Raw genomic sequence first — 16,503 nt, 5'->3', positions numbered from 1 at the left:
AAAGCAGGGGGCCATGTACATCTCACTTTCGGACGTCACACCGACGGAAAAAACCCCGGACGTTCCGGGGCGCCGACCCACGCAATCCGCGACGACGCGCGTGTCGTCCGTGGTGATTGCGCTGGGCGTCGTGAGTATGTTCACCGACATCTCCACCGAGTCGGTGTCAGCGATCCTGCCGCTCTACATCACGGGTGTGATTGGCCTGTCGACGGTCGCATACGGTGTGATCGACGGTCTCTACCAGGGCATCAGCGCTGTGGTGCGGATCGCCGGCGGATACGCCGCCGACCGTGGTGATCAGCCGAAATGGGTGGCCTTCTTCGGATACGGCATCTCGGCTGTTGCCCGGATCGGGTTGCTGTTCGCCAGTGGATTTGCCGCCCTCAGCGCCGTCGTCGCCCTGGACCGGCTCGGCAAGGGTGTTCGCACCGCGCCGCGGGACGCGCTCATCACGGCGTCGTCTGAGCCGGACAACCTGGCGCGCTCGTTCGGCGTTCACCGCATGCTCGACACCGTTGGCGCGGCGATTGGCCCGCTCCTCGCGTTCGGAATCCTGTTCTTCATCCCCGACGGCTACAGCACCATCTTTGTGGTGTCGCTCGCCTTCGCGATTCTCGGGGTGATCCTGCTCGGAGTTCTCGTGCCGAACAAGCGGCCGCGGGCGGAGCGAGCAATCGCCACGGCCCAGCCGAAGGCCCGGTTCCGCTGGCGCGACCTCAACGACCGCCGACTGCGCCGACTCCTGCTCACCGCCGGGCTCCTCGGTCTGGTCACGGTGGGCGATGGCTTCATCTACCTCGTGCTGCAGAGCAAGAGCGGCTTCGCGGCCGAGTACTTCCCGCTTCTCTACGTCGGCACCAACGTCGCATTCCTCGCGCTCGCCATTCCAATGGGCCGTGTCGCCGATCGGTTCGGCCGGGCGCGCATCTTCATTCTCGGCCACCTCGCCCTCCTCGCCGCCTACGTCTGTGCCGCCATTCCAGCCACCGGCTGGCAGCTCACGCTCGTGTGCCTGCTTCTCCTCGGGGCGTTCTACGCAGCAACCGACGGCATCCTTGCCGCACTCGCGTCGCAGGCCACCCCGGTCGAAACGCTGGCCAGCGGAATAGCCGCCGCGCAGACCGCCGTCGCCCTCTCCCGGCTGATCGCCTCGATCGGCTTCGGGCTGCTCTGGTTCTCGCTCGGGCGTGACGGTGCGATGATCGTCGTCGCACTCGCCCTCGCCGTGCTCCTCCCAGTCACCGCCGTGATTCTGCGTGACTTCCTTCGAGTGGCGAGGTCGGCATGACGACGGGACGCAAATGGCTCGCACTGAGCGTGGTGTCTGTGCTCCTCCTCGGCGGAGCGATCGCCTATGGAGCGACGGCGTACGCCCGCTACCAGGCCCGGGCGGCGGCTCCCAGCGAAGTGACGACCACCACGGCGCTCACGACCACGGCTGAACCGCACATCGTCTTCCGCAACACGGCGCAGGGCCAGGGCTACGGCAAGGTCGCGACCGTTCCCATTGCCGAGCCATCGACGGCACGAGCCCTCACCGAACAGGCGTGCGACCGCGTGTACGCGACGAACGAGGTGCTGTCGTGCCTGCGCATCAAACGGGGCGTTCCGACCACCTTCGAGGCGGGGGTCTTCGACCGAGCCGGCACCGAGGTGGGGTCGTGGCCGCTGCCGGGCATCCCGAGCCGAACGCGACTGTCGCACGACAGCACGCTGGTTTCGACCACCTCTTTCGTGACCGGACATTCCTACGCGACCGTCGGCTTCTCTACCGAGACCGTCGTGTCACGGGTCGACGGCGAGAGCTACGGCAACCTCGAGGACTTCACATTGTTGATCAACGGCGAGCGCCTCACCGCCGCCGACCGCAACATCTGGGGCGTCACCTTCGCCGACGACGACACCACGTTCTACGCGACGGCTGCGTCGGGCGGACGCACCTGGCTCGTGCACGGCAACCTCGCCGAGCGCACGCTCACGGCGGTGTTCGACAACGCCGAGTGCCCGTCCCTCTCTCCCGACGGAACCCGCGTCGCTTACAAGAAGAATTCCGGAACTCCGGATGACCCCCACTGGGGAATCGCAGTACTGACCCTGACAACCGAGGAGGAAGTTGTGCTTCCAGAATCAAAGAATGTCGATGACCAGGTCGAGTGGCTTGACGACTCGACCCTGCTGTACGGCCTGGCCCGCGAAGGTGCGGTGGGCGACAGCGATATCTGGTCTCTCGCCAGCGACGGATCAACGACTCCATCCCTGCTGATTGAACACGCGTGGTCCCCATCGGTGGTGAGGAAATGACTCTCGTGCCCGAACGTCGCATCACGCTCGGTGGGGTGCCCGTTGATGTCAGGGGTTTCGACGAAGCCGTCGACCTCATCGCCTCGTGGCCCCTCGCCCACGAAACCACGCCACTCGCGGTCGCGTCCATCAACCTCGACCACATCCATCACTTCGGCACCGGCTCGAAGTGGGGCACCCGGTTGTCGGCCACCGCACGGCAGCCCACCGCACAACCGACCGTCGAGTGGCTCAACCTCATCGACGGAGCCCCGATCGCCGTGCGCGCCCGCCAAATCGTCGGTGAGAACTGCCCGCGCCTGGCCGGGAGCGACCTCATCACGCCTCTGCTCGATCGTGCCGAACAGACCGGTGCGTCCGTCGGCTTTCTGGGCGGCTCCGTCGAGACGCAGGCTCTTCTCCGCGACTATCTCCGGCTGGCCCGCCCCGGACTTCGCATTTCCGGCTTCTGGTCCCCTGCCCGCCAGGAGTTATCCGATCCGGATGCCTGTGGCCGGTTGAGCGAGGACATCGCCGCCGCGAAAACCGACATCCTCATCGTCGGACTCGGCAAACCACGCCAGGAACTGTGGATCGCCGAATACGGCCCGGCGACTCATGCCCAGGTACTGCTCGCGTTCGGCGCTGTCGTCGACTTCCTGGCCGGGCGCGTGCGTCGCGCCCCGCAATGGGTCTCAGAGGCGGGACTCGAGTGGGCCTGGCGTCTCGTCCTTGAGCCCCGTCGGCTCGCGCGCCGCTACCTCGTCGAGGGGCCGAGCGCGCTGGTGCGCATCATGGCGTCGAAGGTCGAACCCGTCCTTCCCCTGACCGCGGATGCCGCAGTGCCGATGGTCGGTGGTGACACATGACGCTGATCGAAGGCGCGGCTCCACACAGCCCAACGACCGGGGCCGCGTTTGCGGGCCCCGATACGGTGGCCGAGGTCGCTGTCGTGATTGTGACCTACAACAGCGCAGCCGACATTGATCACCTGATTGTGAGCCTGCGCCGGGAGGCCCAGCACTCGAGCATCCGGGTCATCGTTGCTGACAACCACTCCGTCGATGGCACGCTCGAGATCGTCGCTCGGCATTCCGATGTCATCGCCTTCCGCACGGCAGGCAACATTGGGTATGCAGCCGGCATCAATGCGGCGCGCGAGCACGTGGGTGCCGCGAACTCGATCCTCGTGCTCAACCCCGATCTGGTCGTCGAACGGGGCGCGATCAGGGCCATGCTCGACCGCGTCGAGTACTCAGCCGCCGGAGTTGTGGTGCCGCGCATCCTCGAAGATTCGGGTACCACCTACGAGTCTCTTCGGCGCGAACCCACACTGTCCCGCGCGATCGGCGACGCGCTCTTCGGCAGCCGGCTTCCCGCACGGCCGGGCTCGCTCTCTGAAATGGTCTACGGCCGCGCCGCCTACCGCGGCGCCCACACCGCAGAGTGGGCCACAGGTGCCGCCCTGCTGATCCGGCGCGACGTCGCCGACCTCGTCGGCGGTTGGGACGAGCGGTTCTTCCTCTACTCCGAAGAGGTCGACTACTTCCGCCGCGTCCGAGACGCGGGCGAGGTCGTCTGGTTCGACCCCGAAGCCGTCGTGCGCCACAGCCAGGGCGGCTCCGGCACGTCCGCAGCCCTGATGGCACTTATGGCCGTAAACCGCGTCCGCTACATCGAGAAGGGGCACGGTTCCGCATACGCGGGTGCCTACCGCCTCGCGGTCATTCTGCATGAGCTGCTCCGCTCCACGCAGCCCGACCATCGCCTCGCCCTTCGCTTCCTGATTCGCCGACAGTCCTGGCCCTCCCTCCCCCGACCGACTGGAGCTGCATAGTGCGAACTCCCGCCAACTTCCCGACAGGCGCGATTCTTATTCCCGCACACAACGAGGCTTCGGTCATCGACCGCACCCTGAGACACCTCGCCCCCATCGCCGAACTCGATCAGGTCGAGGTCTGCGTCATCTGCAACGGTTGCACTGACAACACAGCCGAGCGAGCCCGAAAGTACCCGGGCGTCCACGTCATCGAGATCACCGAGGCGTCAAAAACGGCCGCACTGAACGCGGGTGATGCCTGGGCCACCCGATGGCCGCGACTGTATCTCGATGCCGATATCGAAATTGACCCGGATGCCATCGCGCGCGTCTTCCAAACCCTGTCCGGTTCGGTCCCGGCCGCGCGTCCGCTCTACCGGTATGACACCAGCGGCGCATCTCCGATGGTGCGGGCCTATTACCGCGCCCGCAGGCGCATGCCCTCAACGCGTTTCGCGCTGTGGGGTGCTGGCGTTTATGCGATCAGCAAGACCGGTCACGAACGGTTCGACTCTTTCCCCACTGTCACGGCTGATGACCTCTTCGTTGATCGGCTCTTCGCGCCGAACGAGAAACACATAGTGACGACCATCCCCGTGCGGGTAAGAACCCCTCGGACAACGGCCGCTCTGCTCGCCATTTTGCGTCGCAATCAGCGGGGAGTCTCGGAGTTCAAGAGCGCATCGTCAGGAACCAGCTTCAAAGAGTTGGTGCTGAGCGTTCGAGGCGTCACCAGTGCGCTGGACGCGTTGGCGTACACGGCGCTCGCTGCGCTCTCTCGAGCGCCACGGCTCAACCGGCGCGGGTCACATGACGACTCGAGCTGGGAACGAGACGAAAGCACGCGAATCATCACGACAAGGAGCGTATCGTGACCGCCATCCACAGCATGGACCACGTCTTCCTCACCCGGTTCAACGTCCCTTCCCCCGGCGTTGAACAGTTCGTCAGGGCCAAAGAAGGCTGGCTCGAACGCCGTTCCGACCTCTTCGAGGAATACTGTTTGCCGTCGATGCGGCACCAGACGGCCCGGAACATCTCGTGGATCATCTACTTCGATCCGCAGAGTCCTGACTGGTTCAAGGCCCGGGTAAAGGAGTGGTCATCGGACGGCACTTTCCGGCCGATCTATCGAACCTCGGTGAGCCCGTCCGAACTGATGGACGACATCCGGAGCACTGTAGGATCCCCTTCATCGCTTCTTCTCACGACGAACCTCGACAACGATGACGGCCTCGCCACCGACTTCGCAGCAAGACTGCAGGCGGCGGGTCAGCTCGACGGGCGAACCGCGCTGTACCTCGCTGACGGTCTCATCATCAGCAACGGGCGCACCTACCGGCGCACGGACAGGGACAACGCATTCTGTTCTGTCGTCGAGAGCTGGGAGAGCCCGGTGACCTGCTGGATCGACGCTCACAACATGTTGAACCGAACGATGCCCGTTCGGTCTGTCAGCGGGCCTCCGGCGTGGCTGCAGGTGGTGCACGGCGGAAACGTCAGCAACAGCGTTCACGGGCGAATGGTTTCCCCCGAGCCATACGGCGACCTCTTCCCCGGCCTGCTGAACGGCCTCACTCGGCCTACCGCCAGCCTTCTACTTCGGGAAAATTTTGTGGCCGCGCCGGTACGCTCCGCCCTCCATGTGCTGCGGACAAGCGCCCGGAAGGTGGTCGTGCTGCTGTTCGGGAGGACCGGTTTGGATCGGCTCAAATACGCCATCGCGTCACAAAGCAACATCCGAACCCACGCCCGTTGAAGGAACGGCCCCAACCAGACGGGCGACGAGAGCTGGCCGTCAGATCTTCGATAATCGCGTGTAGTTCGGGCTGTCAACCAGAGGCTCGAGTTCGTGCCGGCCGAGGCGCCGGTCGGCTACAACGGCCAGGACGACAGCCAGCAACGCACCGAGCCCCAGGGCGGCTGCCGTCGCTCGGGACGTTCTCGGGTCGATCTGAGTCACTACCGGCACGGAAGGAGAAATTGAAGTGGACACGTAGGCCGCCTGTGCGACAGCGGCTTCTTTCTGGTGATCCGCAACGATCCCTTCTATTCGGGACAGCACGCGGTTCAGCGTGGATTTCACTGCAGCCGGGGTCTGGTCAACGACCTGAACCGACAGCGCGGGCTGATTGAAGTTCGTCCTCCACTGCCCGCCAGCGTTGGGCAACGAGACCTTTGAGCCCTCGCGAATGCCCTCACCGAAGAGAGTGGCTTCGGGCAACGCTGTAGGCGTTTGCGGATGGTTGCCGTTGTACTCGCGCTCAACTATGGCTGCAAAGTGAATAAGACTGTCCTCGTCTCCCGCCAGGACATTTGTCGTGCCGGCGTCGACGGGCCTCAAGAACACAACGGACACCTGAGTCCAGTAAATTGGCTTTGCCGCCCCTACCTGGCCGACGAGGAAGGCCGTGCAGATGGCGGCGAACGCGACAACGTACCATCGCCGCAGGATGATGCCCCACAGATCACCGACCGTCATATCCCGCCCCTGCTCGCCGCGCTGACTTGGCCGCATGAGAAGCGGTCTTCGTACGTGGGACACAGTTGAGGCCTATAGTGAGAAATCCTCGACATATCTCCACGGAAGCGATTCTGCCATGAACAACCGAGCCGGGACTACCCACGTCCGATCGCAGCGCAGACGGGCCATCGTGACTGCGGCTGCACTGACGCTCACTCTCGTTGCTGTCGGTATCGCCTCAAACCCGCGGGCCGACGCGGAAATTGGAGGGATTTTCGCACTCACCTCGGCCCCATCTTCATCAGCGACCTCAGACGACATGCCCGTCGAACTGGGGGTACGGTTTTCAAGCGCGCGCAGCGGCGTTGTCACGGGAATCCGGTTCTTCGCGCCCGAGAGCGCGCCGGACACACAAACGGCTACCCTCTGGGACAACGCGGGGGAAGTATTGGGCAGCGCGCCATCAAAGGCCGCGAAGAAGTCCGGCTGGCGCATCGCCGAGTTCGCTGAGCCCATCCAGGTGACTGCAGGCTCAGGCTATGTCGCATCATATTTCGCCCCGACGGGTGAGTACTCGGGCGACATCAACGGGTTCGACGCGCCTATCACGCGGGGTTCGATCACCGCCCCGACCGGCGCGGGCGTCTATCAATACGGCGGAGGATTCCCACAAAGCATCTTCCACAACACTAACTATTTCGTCGACGTGCTGTTTGTCGCAGACTCCACCAAAACCCCGGCACCACGAACCTCGAACGCCAAAGCGAGCACACCGCCACCCCAGCAGACCGCCACGCCGCTCGTTCCGATCACACCGTCCACCAGCGCACCGCTTGACCTCCCACGAATTCCCTGGGAGGGCGGGTCGGACTACTGGAAGCAATTCCCCGTGACGGACGCGGCGGGATGGGACGACCCCACTTTCTTTCCAATTCTGGCCTGGTACAACGGGATTTCCACCGATGCAGAAGTCCAATACGACAAGACGTTAGGCATAAACACCTACAGCGGAATGTGGGAGGGAACGCCGTACAGCCTGTTCGAGGACAACGGCGTCTTCTGGATCGGCGGCGAACTGAATGAGACCTTCACGGCGGCCAGCGGAAACTGGGTCGGTAACTTTCTTGACGATGAGGTCGATGGGCGGTTCACGCCCGAAGACGGTCGCGAGCATCTTCAGCGCATCGTCGACGGCTACGGCGACAACGGCCGGTTCAACTACGCAAACTTCACCCAAATGATCTCGAACTCGGATCTTCCGGCCTCGGATGCCGAAGCGTACGTCAACAAGTACACTGACGCTGTTTCTGTGGACATGTACTGGTACACGATCCCGCATTGCGACAAGAGGCCATACCGGGATGCAACGCTTGTCCCGGTCGAACAGTCGAACTGCCGCACCTCGTCGAGCTACGGCAAAACCCTGGACTCCTTGCGGATTCGCGACGCGGCTGACGGCATACTGCAGCCACTGTGGCAGTGGGTGGAAAACCTCAACGGTGGCCCGGGCGAAGGCCCCTTCACAGCGAACATCAAGCCCGGCCAGCTCCGGGGTGCTGTGATGAACTCTCTCATCCATGAAGCTCGTGGGATTGCCTACTTCAACCAAAGCTTCACCGGGCCATGCCCAGGCAGCAGCATCTTTCGCCAGTCCCAGGTGACCGCGGGCTTCTGCGGTGCAGCTCAGGTAGAAGCCGCCAAGACAATCAATCATCAGATTGCGGCACTCGCACCCGTGTTGAACTCCCAGTCATACGACTTCACCGCTGGGCCAGACATGGACACAATGCTGAAGTCCTATGGCGACGACATCTATCTTTTTGCCATGGTGGACGGTGCCAGCCAGCCGGGACCCAGGACTTTCTCTCTACCGCCCGGGATCGACGGCGATACGGTCGAAGTGCTATTTGAGGACAGAAGCATTCCGGTCGATGAGTCAAGCCACTTCAGCGATACTTTCCGCGAGGAATACAGCTATCACGTCTACCGAATCTCCCGCTGAGGCAGCGCGGTTCCGGCTGCGACGCATTCATCGGCACTCGCCCCCCTAACTGGGACGCCTGCTTCAGCCAGCATCATGGAAAACTTGTGAGGAATGCTCGCCTTTGAGCATCGACGCTGAGGGGACAGGATCTTCCGATGTACCTGAGGGATTTGATTTCGAGCTTGGGCCGGCGCTGGTACCTCGTTCTCGTGGGACTGATTGCGACTGGCGGACTCGCGATGCTTGCCTACAACACCGTGCCGGTGTCATACGATGCCCGGGCAAGCATGGTCTTGCTCCCGCCGGCGACGAGCGTGACCGAAGGCGGCAATCCTTACCTCTACCTCAGCGGACTTGGCCAGGCTCTCGATATCCTCGCCAGACGTATCGACTCCGACGTGGTCAGGGCACCCATCGAAGGCAGCGACACGAGCAAAAGTTATACAGTCGCGCCTGATGCAACCACGAGCGGGCCGATACTGGCAATTGAGAGCTCTGCCGGAACTGAAGACGCTGCGCTGGACATGATCGACGAAGTTGTAGACGCTGTCCCGCTTGCGCTCTCGTCGCTTCAGACAGAGCTTGATGTCCCCGAGTACTCGCGAATCACGGCGATGACCATCACCATGGATACGGAGGCGACCCTCAACGAGAAGACACGCTTACAGGCCACTCTTGCTCTAATCGGTGTAGGTTTCGCCGCGACGATCCTTCTCACCGGGTTCATCGACGGGCGATTGATGGCGCGGCGAGCGCGACTGGCAGCGACGCCAGAACCATCGAACCGGGCGGGTCAAAAGCGTCGAAAAGCTTCCTCAGCACCGTCGATTGCAGACGAACTCGACGCTTCGCTTGAACCCAGTGACGACCCCGATCTCGACCGGCGGGAATCAGCCGACCGGGACGAGTTACTCGCTCCACGCCGCTGAAGGCGCCCGTGATGATCCTGCCTTCACGGCGTTCCCAAAACTCTGACGCTGTGCGGACCACTCCGCCCAAGACTGACGCGGTCACCATCCTCACCCTGTACCTCGCGGTGCTGTACCTTGTGCCATCCGACCGAATCGTGCCGGCGCTTGGCGGCGCAGGTTCACCTTCGGTCTGGTGCGGCCTGGCTGCTTTGATTTGGTGGCTCTGGTTTCACCTGCAGCGTCAGGAATCGGCATTCGCCTTTCGGCATCGACCGGTGGCAACCAGCCAACTGATCTTCCTCGCAACGGTTCTCGCGAGCTACATCATCGCCATGACACGTCCACTCAGTACACAGGAGGCCAACGGTGCTGATCTAGGACTCATCAGGCTGGCAGGCCTCGCCGGGGTTTTGCTCCTGGCCCACGACGGGATACCCAGCCGGGCTCGATTTGTCGTGTTTCTGCGTCGGCTGGTTATCGCAGGCGGCCTCATGGCCAGTCTGGGCTTGCTTCAGTTTTTGACCGAGCAGTCCTTTGTCGACTCGATCTCCATTCCGGGGCTCACTCCCACTCAGCCTTTCTCGAGCGTGCAAGACAGAAGCGGTTTTGCTCGTGCGGCTGGCACGGCGATGCACCCTCTGGAATATGCGACAGTGCTCTCTCTTATCTTTCCCATTGCGCTGACACTTGCACTGAACGATAAAAACCGACATCTTCTGCTGCGCTGGGGGCCGGTTGCGGCCATTGTTGTTGCCTTGACCTTGTCGAGCTCAAGGTCTGCGCTGCTCGGACTTCTCATTGGGGTACTTATCCTCTTCCCCACGTGGCCACGACCCACCAAGATTCGCGCGTTGCTGGCGGCCTTCGGTCTGCTCATCGCCGTCTATGCACTGGTGCCCGGAATGATCGGCACACTGCGCTACCTTTTCGGCAACATCTCCGAGGATCCCAGCGCGCAATCCCGCACGTCGAGCTACGACCTCGTCATGGATTTTTTCCTGCGAAATCCTTTACTCGGAAGAGGATTCGGCACGTTCCTTCCGATGTACCGAATACTGGACAACCAATATCTCCAACTCCTGATGGATGTCGGACTCGTCGGGCTTTGTGCGTTCGTTGCCGTTCTAATCACCAGCGCCCTCAGCGCATTCACTGCTCGACGGCACACGCTCGATCCGCTGCAACGCGGACTGGGCCAAGCCCTCGGAGCTTCCATCTGCGCCGGAGGCACCCTCACCGCGTTCTTTGACGCGTTGGCGTTCCCCATGGCTGGGGGCACACTGTTCCTCGTTTGTGGCTTATGCGGGGCTTACTGGATGCTGTCCAACCGTGAGTCCCGCTCTCACGCGGCGGTAGGAACCGACAGCTCCCGAAGTGCTTCCATCAACTGATCCGCCCGCGCGCCCCAGGTATGGTTACGGGCGAATTCAGATCGCCGGTTCCGCGCCGCTTCGTCAGGCATTTCTCTGAGGACATCAGAAACCTGCCGTGTGAACTCCTCGACCGTAGAGCTGACACGGATATCAGGCGTGTTGAGCCAGCGCGCCGCCGGCAAATCCGTGGAAACGACCGGCAGTCCCGCTGCAAGGTATTCAAGCGTCTTCAGCGGAAAGCTCGCCCGGTTGAATGGGGTGTTTCGGTACGGAGTCAGTCCGACCGTCATCCTCGCGAGGTGTTTTCGCAGTTGCTCCTGGGGCAGTCGTCCGAGCCAGGTTACGTTTGGAAGGGTAAGCAAGTGGTCGAGGCGTTTCCCGACTTCTGCATCCCGTTCCGTCCGCGGACCGATGATCAGCAGAGCCGTTCCGCTCCGGGCAACCGAGTCCAGCACGTCAAAATCCAGTCGTTCGTTCAACTGGCCGATGAGCCCCGCGGTGGGTGTCTCGCTGACCACGTAAGGCAGTGAGTCAAACTCGTCGCATCCGTTCGCCAGAATCTCCACACGCCCAGGCACAGAGAGATTGGCGAGCATTTCAACGACGCCAGCGGAGACACCATAGGCAATGTCGCAAGCCCGGAGATTGCGCACCAGAGTCTGCTCAACCCTCTTTCGATCAAGACTCATCAGCGATGCGCCTTCAAGCCAATCATCCGTCGCATAGAGAATCTTGGCCCCGTCTACGGAACGGGGAAAGGTCGCTCGAGGGGAAGCGACGATGGTTGCAAGAACTCTTCGGTCTGATCGCCGAAGCTCTCGCGCAAGCCGCATCGACACCTGTTGTTCGGCAAGAAAGCCCAAAGACGCGCGCATCGATGCCCCCGGGACGGTGCGAACCTGGAGGCGCCACACCCGCGGGGCCTCCTGGCTCACACCGTCGACACCGTTGCCATGTCCGGAAACCTTAGTGAGGAGCGAGAACGGCGGGTCAACCCACAACACATCGACAAAGCGTGAAAGCGCGGTCGCCAAGCTTTTGTCTGTACCCGCCACGTCATTCCAACGGCAACCGGCGATGAAGATGACCGTGTCGCGGCTCATTTGGATACTCCACTCATTCGTGTCTGCGTCACCGGGCGCGCATTGAAGTCATCCGTACGCTCGCGCCCCATTGCGCGGCGGAATCGCTTCGCCGCGTAGTAAGACGCGTACCGCACGCCAGCTGCCGCCTCGTGAAAGGTCGCAGTAGTTGGGTCAATCTTCGATGCCATGGCAGCCCGGTAAATGTCGAGCTGCCGGATGCTGGCCTGCTCCAACGAGAATCTCTGCTCAACAGTCTGTCGGCCAAATGCCCCCAGCCTGTTTCGCAACTCTGCGTCCAACAACAGCGGCGACAAAATATTGGCGAGGGCACGGGCTCCTTGATCAACTGCGACCCCGGTCCCGTACCACCCCGTCCAAAGGAAACCTGCGAGCGACTCCGGCGTGAGGAGCTTCCAAAACCCCTGCTCGCCCTGCACAATGAGCGGCTTGTTGAAAGCCAACGCTCTTAACGCGGAGCCCCCCATTCCAAGCGTCACATCTGCGATGTCGTAAGCGACGCGAGGGTCATCGAGTTCGCCAACCAGAACGATGGTCCCGGCTCCATGTTGAGAATTGATTGAATGGGCACGGTCGCGCACCACCGCGCGTGCGGGACCGTCACCAACAATTACCAGACGAACGGGAATCGTCTCGTTCACGAAAGCGATCCCGTCCATCGCAGACAGAAGACCTTCGAGCTTCAGTTCATGAGCTAGTCGACTCACCGCTACGACTGTGTGCCGGTGGTCGTCGATTCCCCATTTCGCCTTAAAACCTTCGCGATTGAGCTCGAGGCCCGGAGCGTTGAACGTGAGGTCCACCGGCGGTTCAAGCGTGTCAACACTGGATCGACCGAATCCGATCTCTGCGGCCCTAATCTGCTCCGTCCCAACGATGAGCGGGACTGTTTTAGGTATGAAAGGAGCCACAGCCATAGACATCACTGTGGACACCACGGAGACGGCCGGGTTCAGCTTTGAAGCCATTACCGCTTCCAGAGTCGGCGGCCATTCATAACCATGAATAACATCTATTCCGCGATCGTCGACCAACCGAGCGAGGAATCTCGCGATGGACGGTGACGGCCGGCGACCGGGCGGCGGTACTTCGATGAACTCCAGACCAAGATCGCGAATTCGGCTTACGAGCGCCCCTGGGCGCCCTACGATCACGGCGGAGTTCCCCGTTGACTGAACTGCACCCGCAAGCTCTATGGCGTTCAGTTGGCTTCCGCCCAATGCGAGATCGTGCGGGTAAACGACGACTTTCATTGCACTTTCTCCTCATCCGGCCGGACGGCACGCGAAGATTCATTGGCTACTGCTGCTGGTCCTATCCCTTTCAATAGAGCGAGATCTGCTCGACGCCTATACAGCAAGGCCAACGATACAAAGCCTGCAATCAGGCCCCCGAAAGCAAGGGTCCAGAACGGGTGATGAAGCCACGAGGCAAGGCCCCAAGCCGTAAGCCCTACAAGTGCAGCACTGGCGATGGGCAACCGGACGGCCTTCGCAAGACGCCGAACCGCGATTCCGCTGCGGCTCAACCGCCACAGATAGAGAGGAAGAATCACGAGCAAAGACGTTGCCGCTTGAGCCGCAGCCAAACCGCCAAGTCCGAACGTCATCGCTCCTGCAATGAGCGCAGGTATCAGGACGACCAGGCTCCCTGCCTGCACCGAGAAAACGGTACCGGACAAGCCTTTCACCACGAGGTAGTCATAGGCCAACTCACAAAAGACCCGGCACGCTGCACCGACAACCAGCCAGGATAGAGCGGATGCTGCCGGCACCCAAACCTCGCCGTAAACGAAGGTCACCAGGGGAACTGCCGACCCGGCGATGAATGCAATTAGGGGGAGGATTGCGGCGGCGACGATTCCCGCTAAAGATACGAACGCCTTCTGGTTGTCTTCCTCACGGTGTTGGAGAGAAGAGAACGCAGCCGGTGCCACGCGTCGAAGGGGTTGAGAGACGATACTCACCGGCCAGCTTGAGAGGTTGAAGGCGAGAACGTAATACCCGAGGAACATAGCTCCCAGCACACTTCCCACGATCAGTTGATCCGCGTAGCCAACGATGAAGACCACGATGCTGGTACCGGCCAACGGCACACCGAAGCGGAGCAGCGGACCTACTACCGACCGGTCGAGACCAAACCGGTAGGGGATCGGCGATACGACGAGGAAGAGTATTGCGGCAACGATGCTCCCCGCCACCCGTCCGATGGCAAGCGACATCGCTCCCATGCCTGCGAGTGCTAGAACGATGGACAAGACAGAGCCCAGCCAGACATTGATTTGGTCGATGACCATGCGAGGCTTCTCGCGGAAAGCGCGTTGAAGAAGCGCCGCTGGTGAGGCCACCACGCCGTTGACGAGCACACTGACGATGAGCACCCGAACCACATCGGTGGCCTCGGGATCTCCCATCGCGGCGGTAAAGACGGGGGCCGCCATAAAAGCCCCGGTACAGAACACGGCACTACCCAACACAGATATCGTGTTGACGGTCGGGACTATTCGTCTGGGGTCGTCAGGCCAGCGCACGATCGCGAGGCTGACGCCCAACTCATTGAAGCTCAATACGGCCATAAGCGCGATAAGCGCAACTGCGAATGTGCCGAAGGATTCTGGTCCGAGAACTCGGGCTAGAACGATGCCGATGCCAAGCGTCGCTAGTCGAGACACGACGGTGTTAGCCAGACTCCAGCCGAAGGCGCTTGAAGCGCCAGGGCCCGGCCGAGTGGTGTGCGCCTGACTAGTTCTGCTCACGACTGCAACGCATTCTCCACGTGATGTGCTACGTAGCGCTGTTGTTCAGGAGTGATGTGGGGATAAAGCGGAAGAGACAGCATCGTTGAGGCGGCGCTTTCTGCGACGGGGAAGGCGCCAGTTGCATGTCCGAGGTGTGCAAACGCCGGAGTGCGGTGCACTGGCACCGGATAGTGAACGCCGACACCGATGCCTACATCGCTGAGCGCCTGCATCACCCGATCCCGTTCGGTGACTCGAATGACATACAGGTGCCAGACATCAACGTTTCCGTCGGCGGTGGCGGGAAGCGTGACGCCGGCGACGCCGTTGAGCAACTCGGAGTAGTACTGCGCCGCAACCCGACGTCGTTCATTCCATTCAGCCAGTCGAGCCAACTTCGCGTTCAACACCACTGCTTGAATCGTGTCGAGGCGCGAGTTCATTCCGATCACATCATGTTGGTACTTGATTGAGCTCCCGTGAGCTCCCAAGAGCCGAACCTGAGCGGCTATCGCGTCACTATTCGTTGTCACAGCGCCCGCATCGCCTGCCGCCCCGAGATTTTTCCCCGGGTAGAAACTAGTTGCAGCTGCTGCGCCCCACGTTCCCGCATACCGCCCGTGACGGGTGGCGCCCTGCGCTTGAGCGGCGTCCTCCACAATGACCGCTCCACTGGCATCCGCGACGGGCTGTATGGCCTCGACTGGCGCTACCTGCCCGAAAAGATGCACAGGAATGATCGCCTGGGTGGCATCAGTTACCGCTTCGGCAATACGTTGTGGATCAATGAGGAGATAAGTGGGATCGACATCCACAAGCACAGGATGCGCACCGACTCGGCACACCGCTTCGGCGGTGGCGATGAAAGTGTTGGCTGGCAGGATGACTTCGCCACCCGGAGTAACGCCTGAGGCACGCAATGCGAGTTCGAGTGCGTCGGTGCCGTTTGCGACCCCTACGCAATGTCGCGCTCCGATCATTCGTGCGTACGCCTCCTCGAATTGCCCGACTTGTCTTCCTCCGATAAATGAGGTGCTTTCAAACACCTCCTTTATCCCGGCGGTGATTTCCTCATTCACTTCTGCTTGCTGAGCTGCCAAGTCGACGAGTGGGATTCTCTGGAGAACGTTCATGATGACCTTTCGGTTGTCGAGGCCGCGTCAGTCGCGGGCAGAGTTGGGGCAACACTGTGGTGCGGGTCGTGCAAGGGTCGAGCCGGCACTCCGGCCCACGTTTCGCCAGCGGGAAGGTGCTTGGTAAGTGCGGCCCCCATACCGAGCACCGCATAGTCACCCACGTGAACCCGTTGCTTCACTGATGCGTTCATTCCGATATACGCGCACCGACCGATCCGAACGTCGCCGCCGAAGGTGGCTCCGGCAGCGACAGTGGCGAAGTCGTCTACGGCATTGCCGTGGGTGAACGTGACGTTGGGCATGACAACGACGTGATTCCCAATAGAGACGTCGGCAGTCAGTACTGCGTTGGCCAGGACCACGGATCCCTCGCCGATGGCAGAGGAATCGTGGTCGCTCACACTCGGGTCAACCACTGTGGTGTATGCGTTCGAACTCACGCCCAGAAGAGCCAGCCGGTCGACAATCGCTTCGCGCGCGCCGCCGGATCCAACACAAATGAGGAGCTTGATATCGATGTAGTCTGCAGCTCGCTCGATGCCACCAAGCACGGGTACACCAGCGAAGGATTCGCCCATGTCAGCCCATCCGTCATCGAGGATGCCGAAGACCACGTGCGTGGAACCTGCCCGGGTGAGGGCAAGCACTTCTTGTGCGAGGCCGCTGGCACCGATGAGGAGAGTCTTCTCCATT

The 16,503-nt window shown here is 61.9% G+C and carries 15 protein-coding genes; 9 read left to right on the top strand and 6 right to left on the bottom strand.

The annotated features are described in order from the left end of the window. The first annotated feature begins 13 nt into the window (after window positions 1-13). Genes L1277_RS08200 through L1277_RS08175 form a run of 6 tightly spaced genes read left to right on the top strand, consistent with a single transcriptional unit; the run spans window position 14 to window position 5,861 of the window. Window positions 14-1,291 carry an MFS transporter gene (locus L1277_RS08200; RefSeq protein ID WP_253375868.1) on the top strand — a complete coding sequence of 426 codons (1,278 nt, stop codon included), beginning with the start codon at window positions 14-16 and terminating at the stop codon, window positions 1,289-1,291. Then, window positions 1,288-2,304, top strand: a complete 1,017-nt coding sequence (locus L1277_RS08195) for a hypothetical protein (protein WP_253375867.1) — start codon at window positions 1,288-1,290, stop codon at window positions 2,302-2,304. The genes L1277_RS08200 and L1277_RS08195 overlap by 4 nt, the downstream gene beginning before the upstream one ends. Then, the gene (locus tag L1277_RS08190; protein WP_253375866.1) at window positions 2,301-3,152 is read left to right on the top strand and encodes a WecB/TagA/CpsF family glycosyltransferase; all 852 of its coding nucleotides are present in this window, start codon (window positions 2,301-2,303) and stop codon (window positions 3,150-3,152) included. The genes L1277_RS08195 and L1277_RS08190 overlap by 4 nt, the downstream gene beginning before the upstream one ends. After that, entirely contained in the window at window positions 3,149-4,120 is a 972-nt protein-coding gene (locus L1277_RS08185) for a glycosyltransferase family 2 protein (protein ID WP_253375865.1), read from the top strand. The genes L1277_RS08190 and L1277_RS08185 overlap by 4 nt, the downstream gene beginning before the upstream one ends. Beyond that, the gene (locus L1277_RS08180) at window positions 4,120-4,977 is read left to right on the top strand and encodes a glycosyltransferase (RefSeq protein WP_253375864.1); all 858 of its coding nucleotides are present in this window, start codon (window positions 4,120-4,122) and stop codon (window positions 4,975-4,977) included. The genes L1277_RS08185 and L1277_RS08180 overlap by 1 nt, the downstream gene beginning before the upstream one ends. Next, on the top strand, window positions 4,974-5,861 hold the full coding sequence (locus L1277_RS08175) for a glycosyltransferase (protein WP_253375863.1): 888 nt from the start codon (window positions 4,974-4,976) through the stop codon (window positions 5,859-5,861). The genes L1277_RS08180 and L1277_RS08175 overlap by 4 nt, the downstream gene beginning before the upstream one ends. A gap of 39 nt (window positions 5,862-5,900) precedes the next feature. On the opposite strand, the gene L1277_RS08170 is transcribed toward L1277_RS08175, so the two are convergent. Continuing rightward, window positions 5,901-6,584, bottom strand: coding sequence for a hypothetical protein (locus tag L1277_RS08170; protein ID WP_253375862.1), 684 nt, complete (start codon window positions 6,582-6,584; stop codon window positions 5,901-5,903). A 172-nt stretch (window positions 6,585-6,756) separates the two neighbouring features. On the opposite strand from L1277_RS08170, the gene L1277_RS08165 reads away from it, so the two are divergent. The 3 genes from L1277_RS08165 (at window position 6,757) to L1277_RS08155 (ending at window position 10,852) form a co-directional block, all read left to right on the top strand. Then, entirely contained in the window at window positions 6,757-8,568 is a 1,812-nt protein-coding gene (locus tag L1277_RS08165; protein WP_253375861.1) for a DUF4082 domain-containing protein, read from the top strand. A gap of 137 nt (window positions 8,569-8,705) precedes the next feature. Then, window positions 8,706-9,479 carry a hypothetical protein gene (locus L1277_RS08160; protein ID WP_253375860.1) on the top strand — a complete coding sequence of 258 codons (774 nt, stop codon included), beginning with the start codon at window positions 8,706-8,708 and terminating at the stop codon, window positions 9,477-9,479. An 11-nt stretch (window positions 9,480-9,490) separates the two neighbouring features. Beyond that, window positions 9,491-10,852 (top strand): O-antigen ligase, encoded by a 1,362-nt coding sequence (locus L1277_RS08155; RefSeq protein WP_253375859.1) that lies wholly within the window; start codon window positions 9,491-9,493, stop codon window positions 10,850-10,852. Here L1277_RS08155 and L1277_RS08150 read toward each other — a convergent pair. Genes L1277_RS08150 through L1277_RS08130 form a run of 5 tightly spaced genes read right to left on the bottom strand, consistent with a single transcriptional unit; the run spans window position 10,804 to window position 16,502 of the window. Beyond that, entirely contained in the window at window positions 10,804-11,937 is a 1,134-nt protein-coding gene (locus L1277_RS08150) for a glycosyltransferase (RefSeq protein WP_253375858.1), read from the bottom strand. The two genes, L1277_RS08155 and L1277_RS08150, sit on opposite strands and share 49 nt — an antisense overlap. Beyond that, window positions 11,934-13,190 carry a glycosyltransferase gene (locus tag L1277_RS08145; RefSeq protein ID WP_253375857.1) on the bottom strand — a complete coding sequence of 419 codons (1,257 nt, stop codon included), beginning with the start codon at window positions 13,188-13,190 and terminating at the stop codon, window positions 11,934-11,936. Before L1277_RS08145 ends, L1277_RS08150 begins: the two co-directional genes overlap by 4 nt. After that, entirely contained in the window at window positions 13,187-14,692 is a 1,506-nt protein-coding gene (locus L1277_RS08140; protein ID WP_253375856.1) for an oligosaccharide flippase family protein, read from the bottom strand. The genes L1277_RS08145 and L1277_RS08140 overlap by 4 nt, the downstream gene beginning before the upstream one ends. Beyond that, window positions 14,689-15,807 (bottom strand): DegT/DnrJ/EryC1/StrS aminotransferase family protein, encoded by a 1,119-nt coding sequence (locus L1277_RS08135; protein WP_253375855.1) that lies wholly within the window; start codon window positions 15,805-15,807, stop codon window positions 14,689-14,691. The genes L1277_RS08140 and L1277_RS08135 overlap by 4 nt, the downstream gene beginning before the upstream one ends. Further along, window positions 15,804-16,502 (bottom strand): NeuD/PglB/VioB family sugar acetyltransferase, encoded by a 699-nt coding sequence (locus L1277_RS08130; protein ID WP_253375854.1) that lies wholly within the window; start codon window positions 16,500-16,502, stop codon window positions 15,804-15,806. The genes L1277_RS08135 and L1277_RS08130 overlap by 4 nt, the downstream gene beginning before the upstream one ends. Window position 16,503: the final 1 nt, after the last annotated feature.

The sequence above is a fragment of the Okibacterium sp. HSC-33S16 genome (assembly GCF_024171565.1).
In the GTDB taxonomy this organism is placed as follows: Bacteria; Actinomycetota; Actinomycetes; order Actinomycetales; family Microbacteriaceae; genus Mycetocola_A.
Note: the sequence above shows the minus strand (reverse complement) of the source record. Positions and strands in the feature narration are given on the sequence as shown.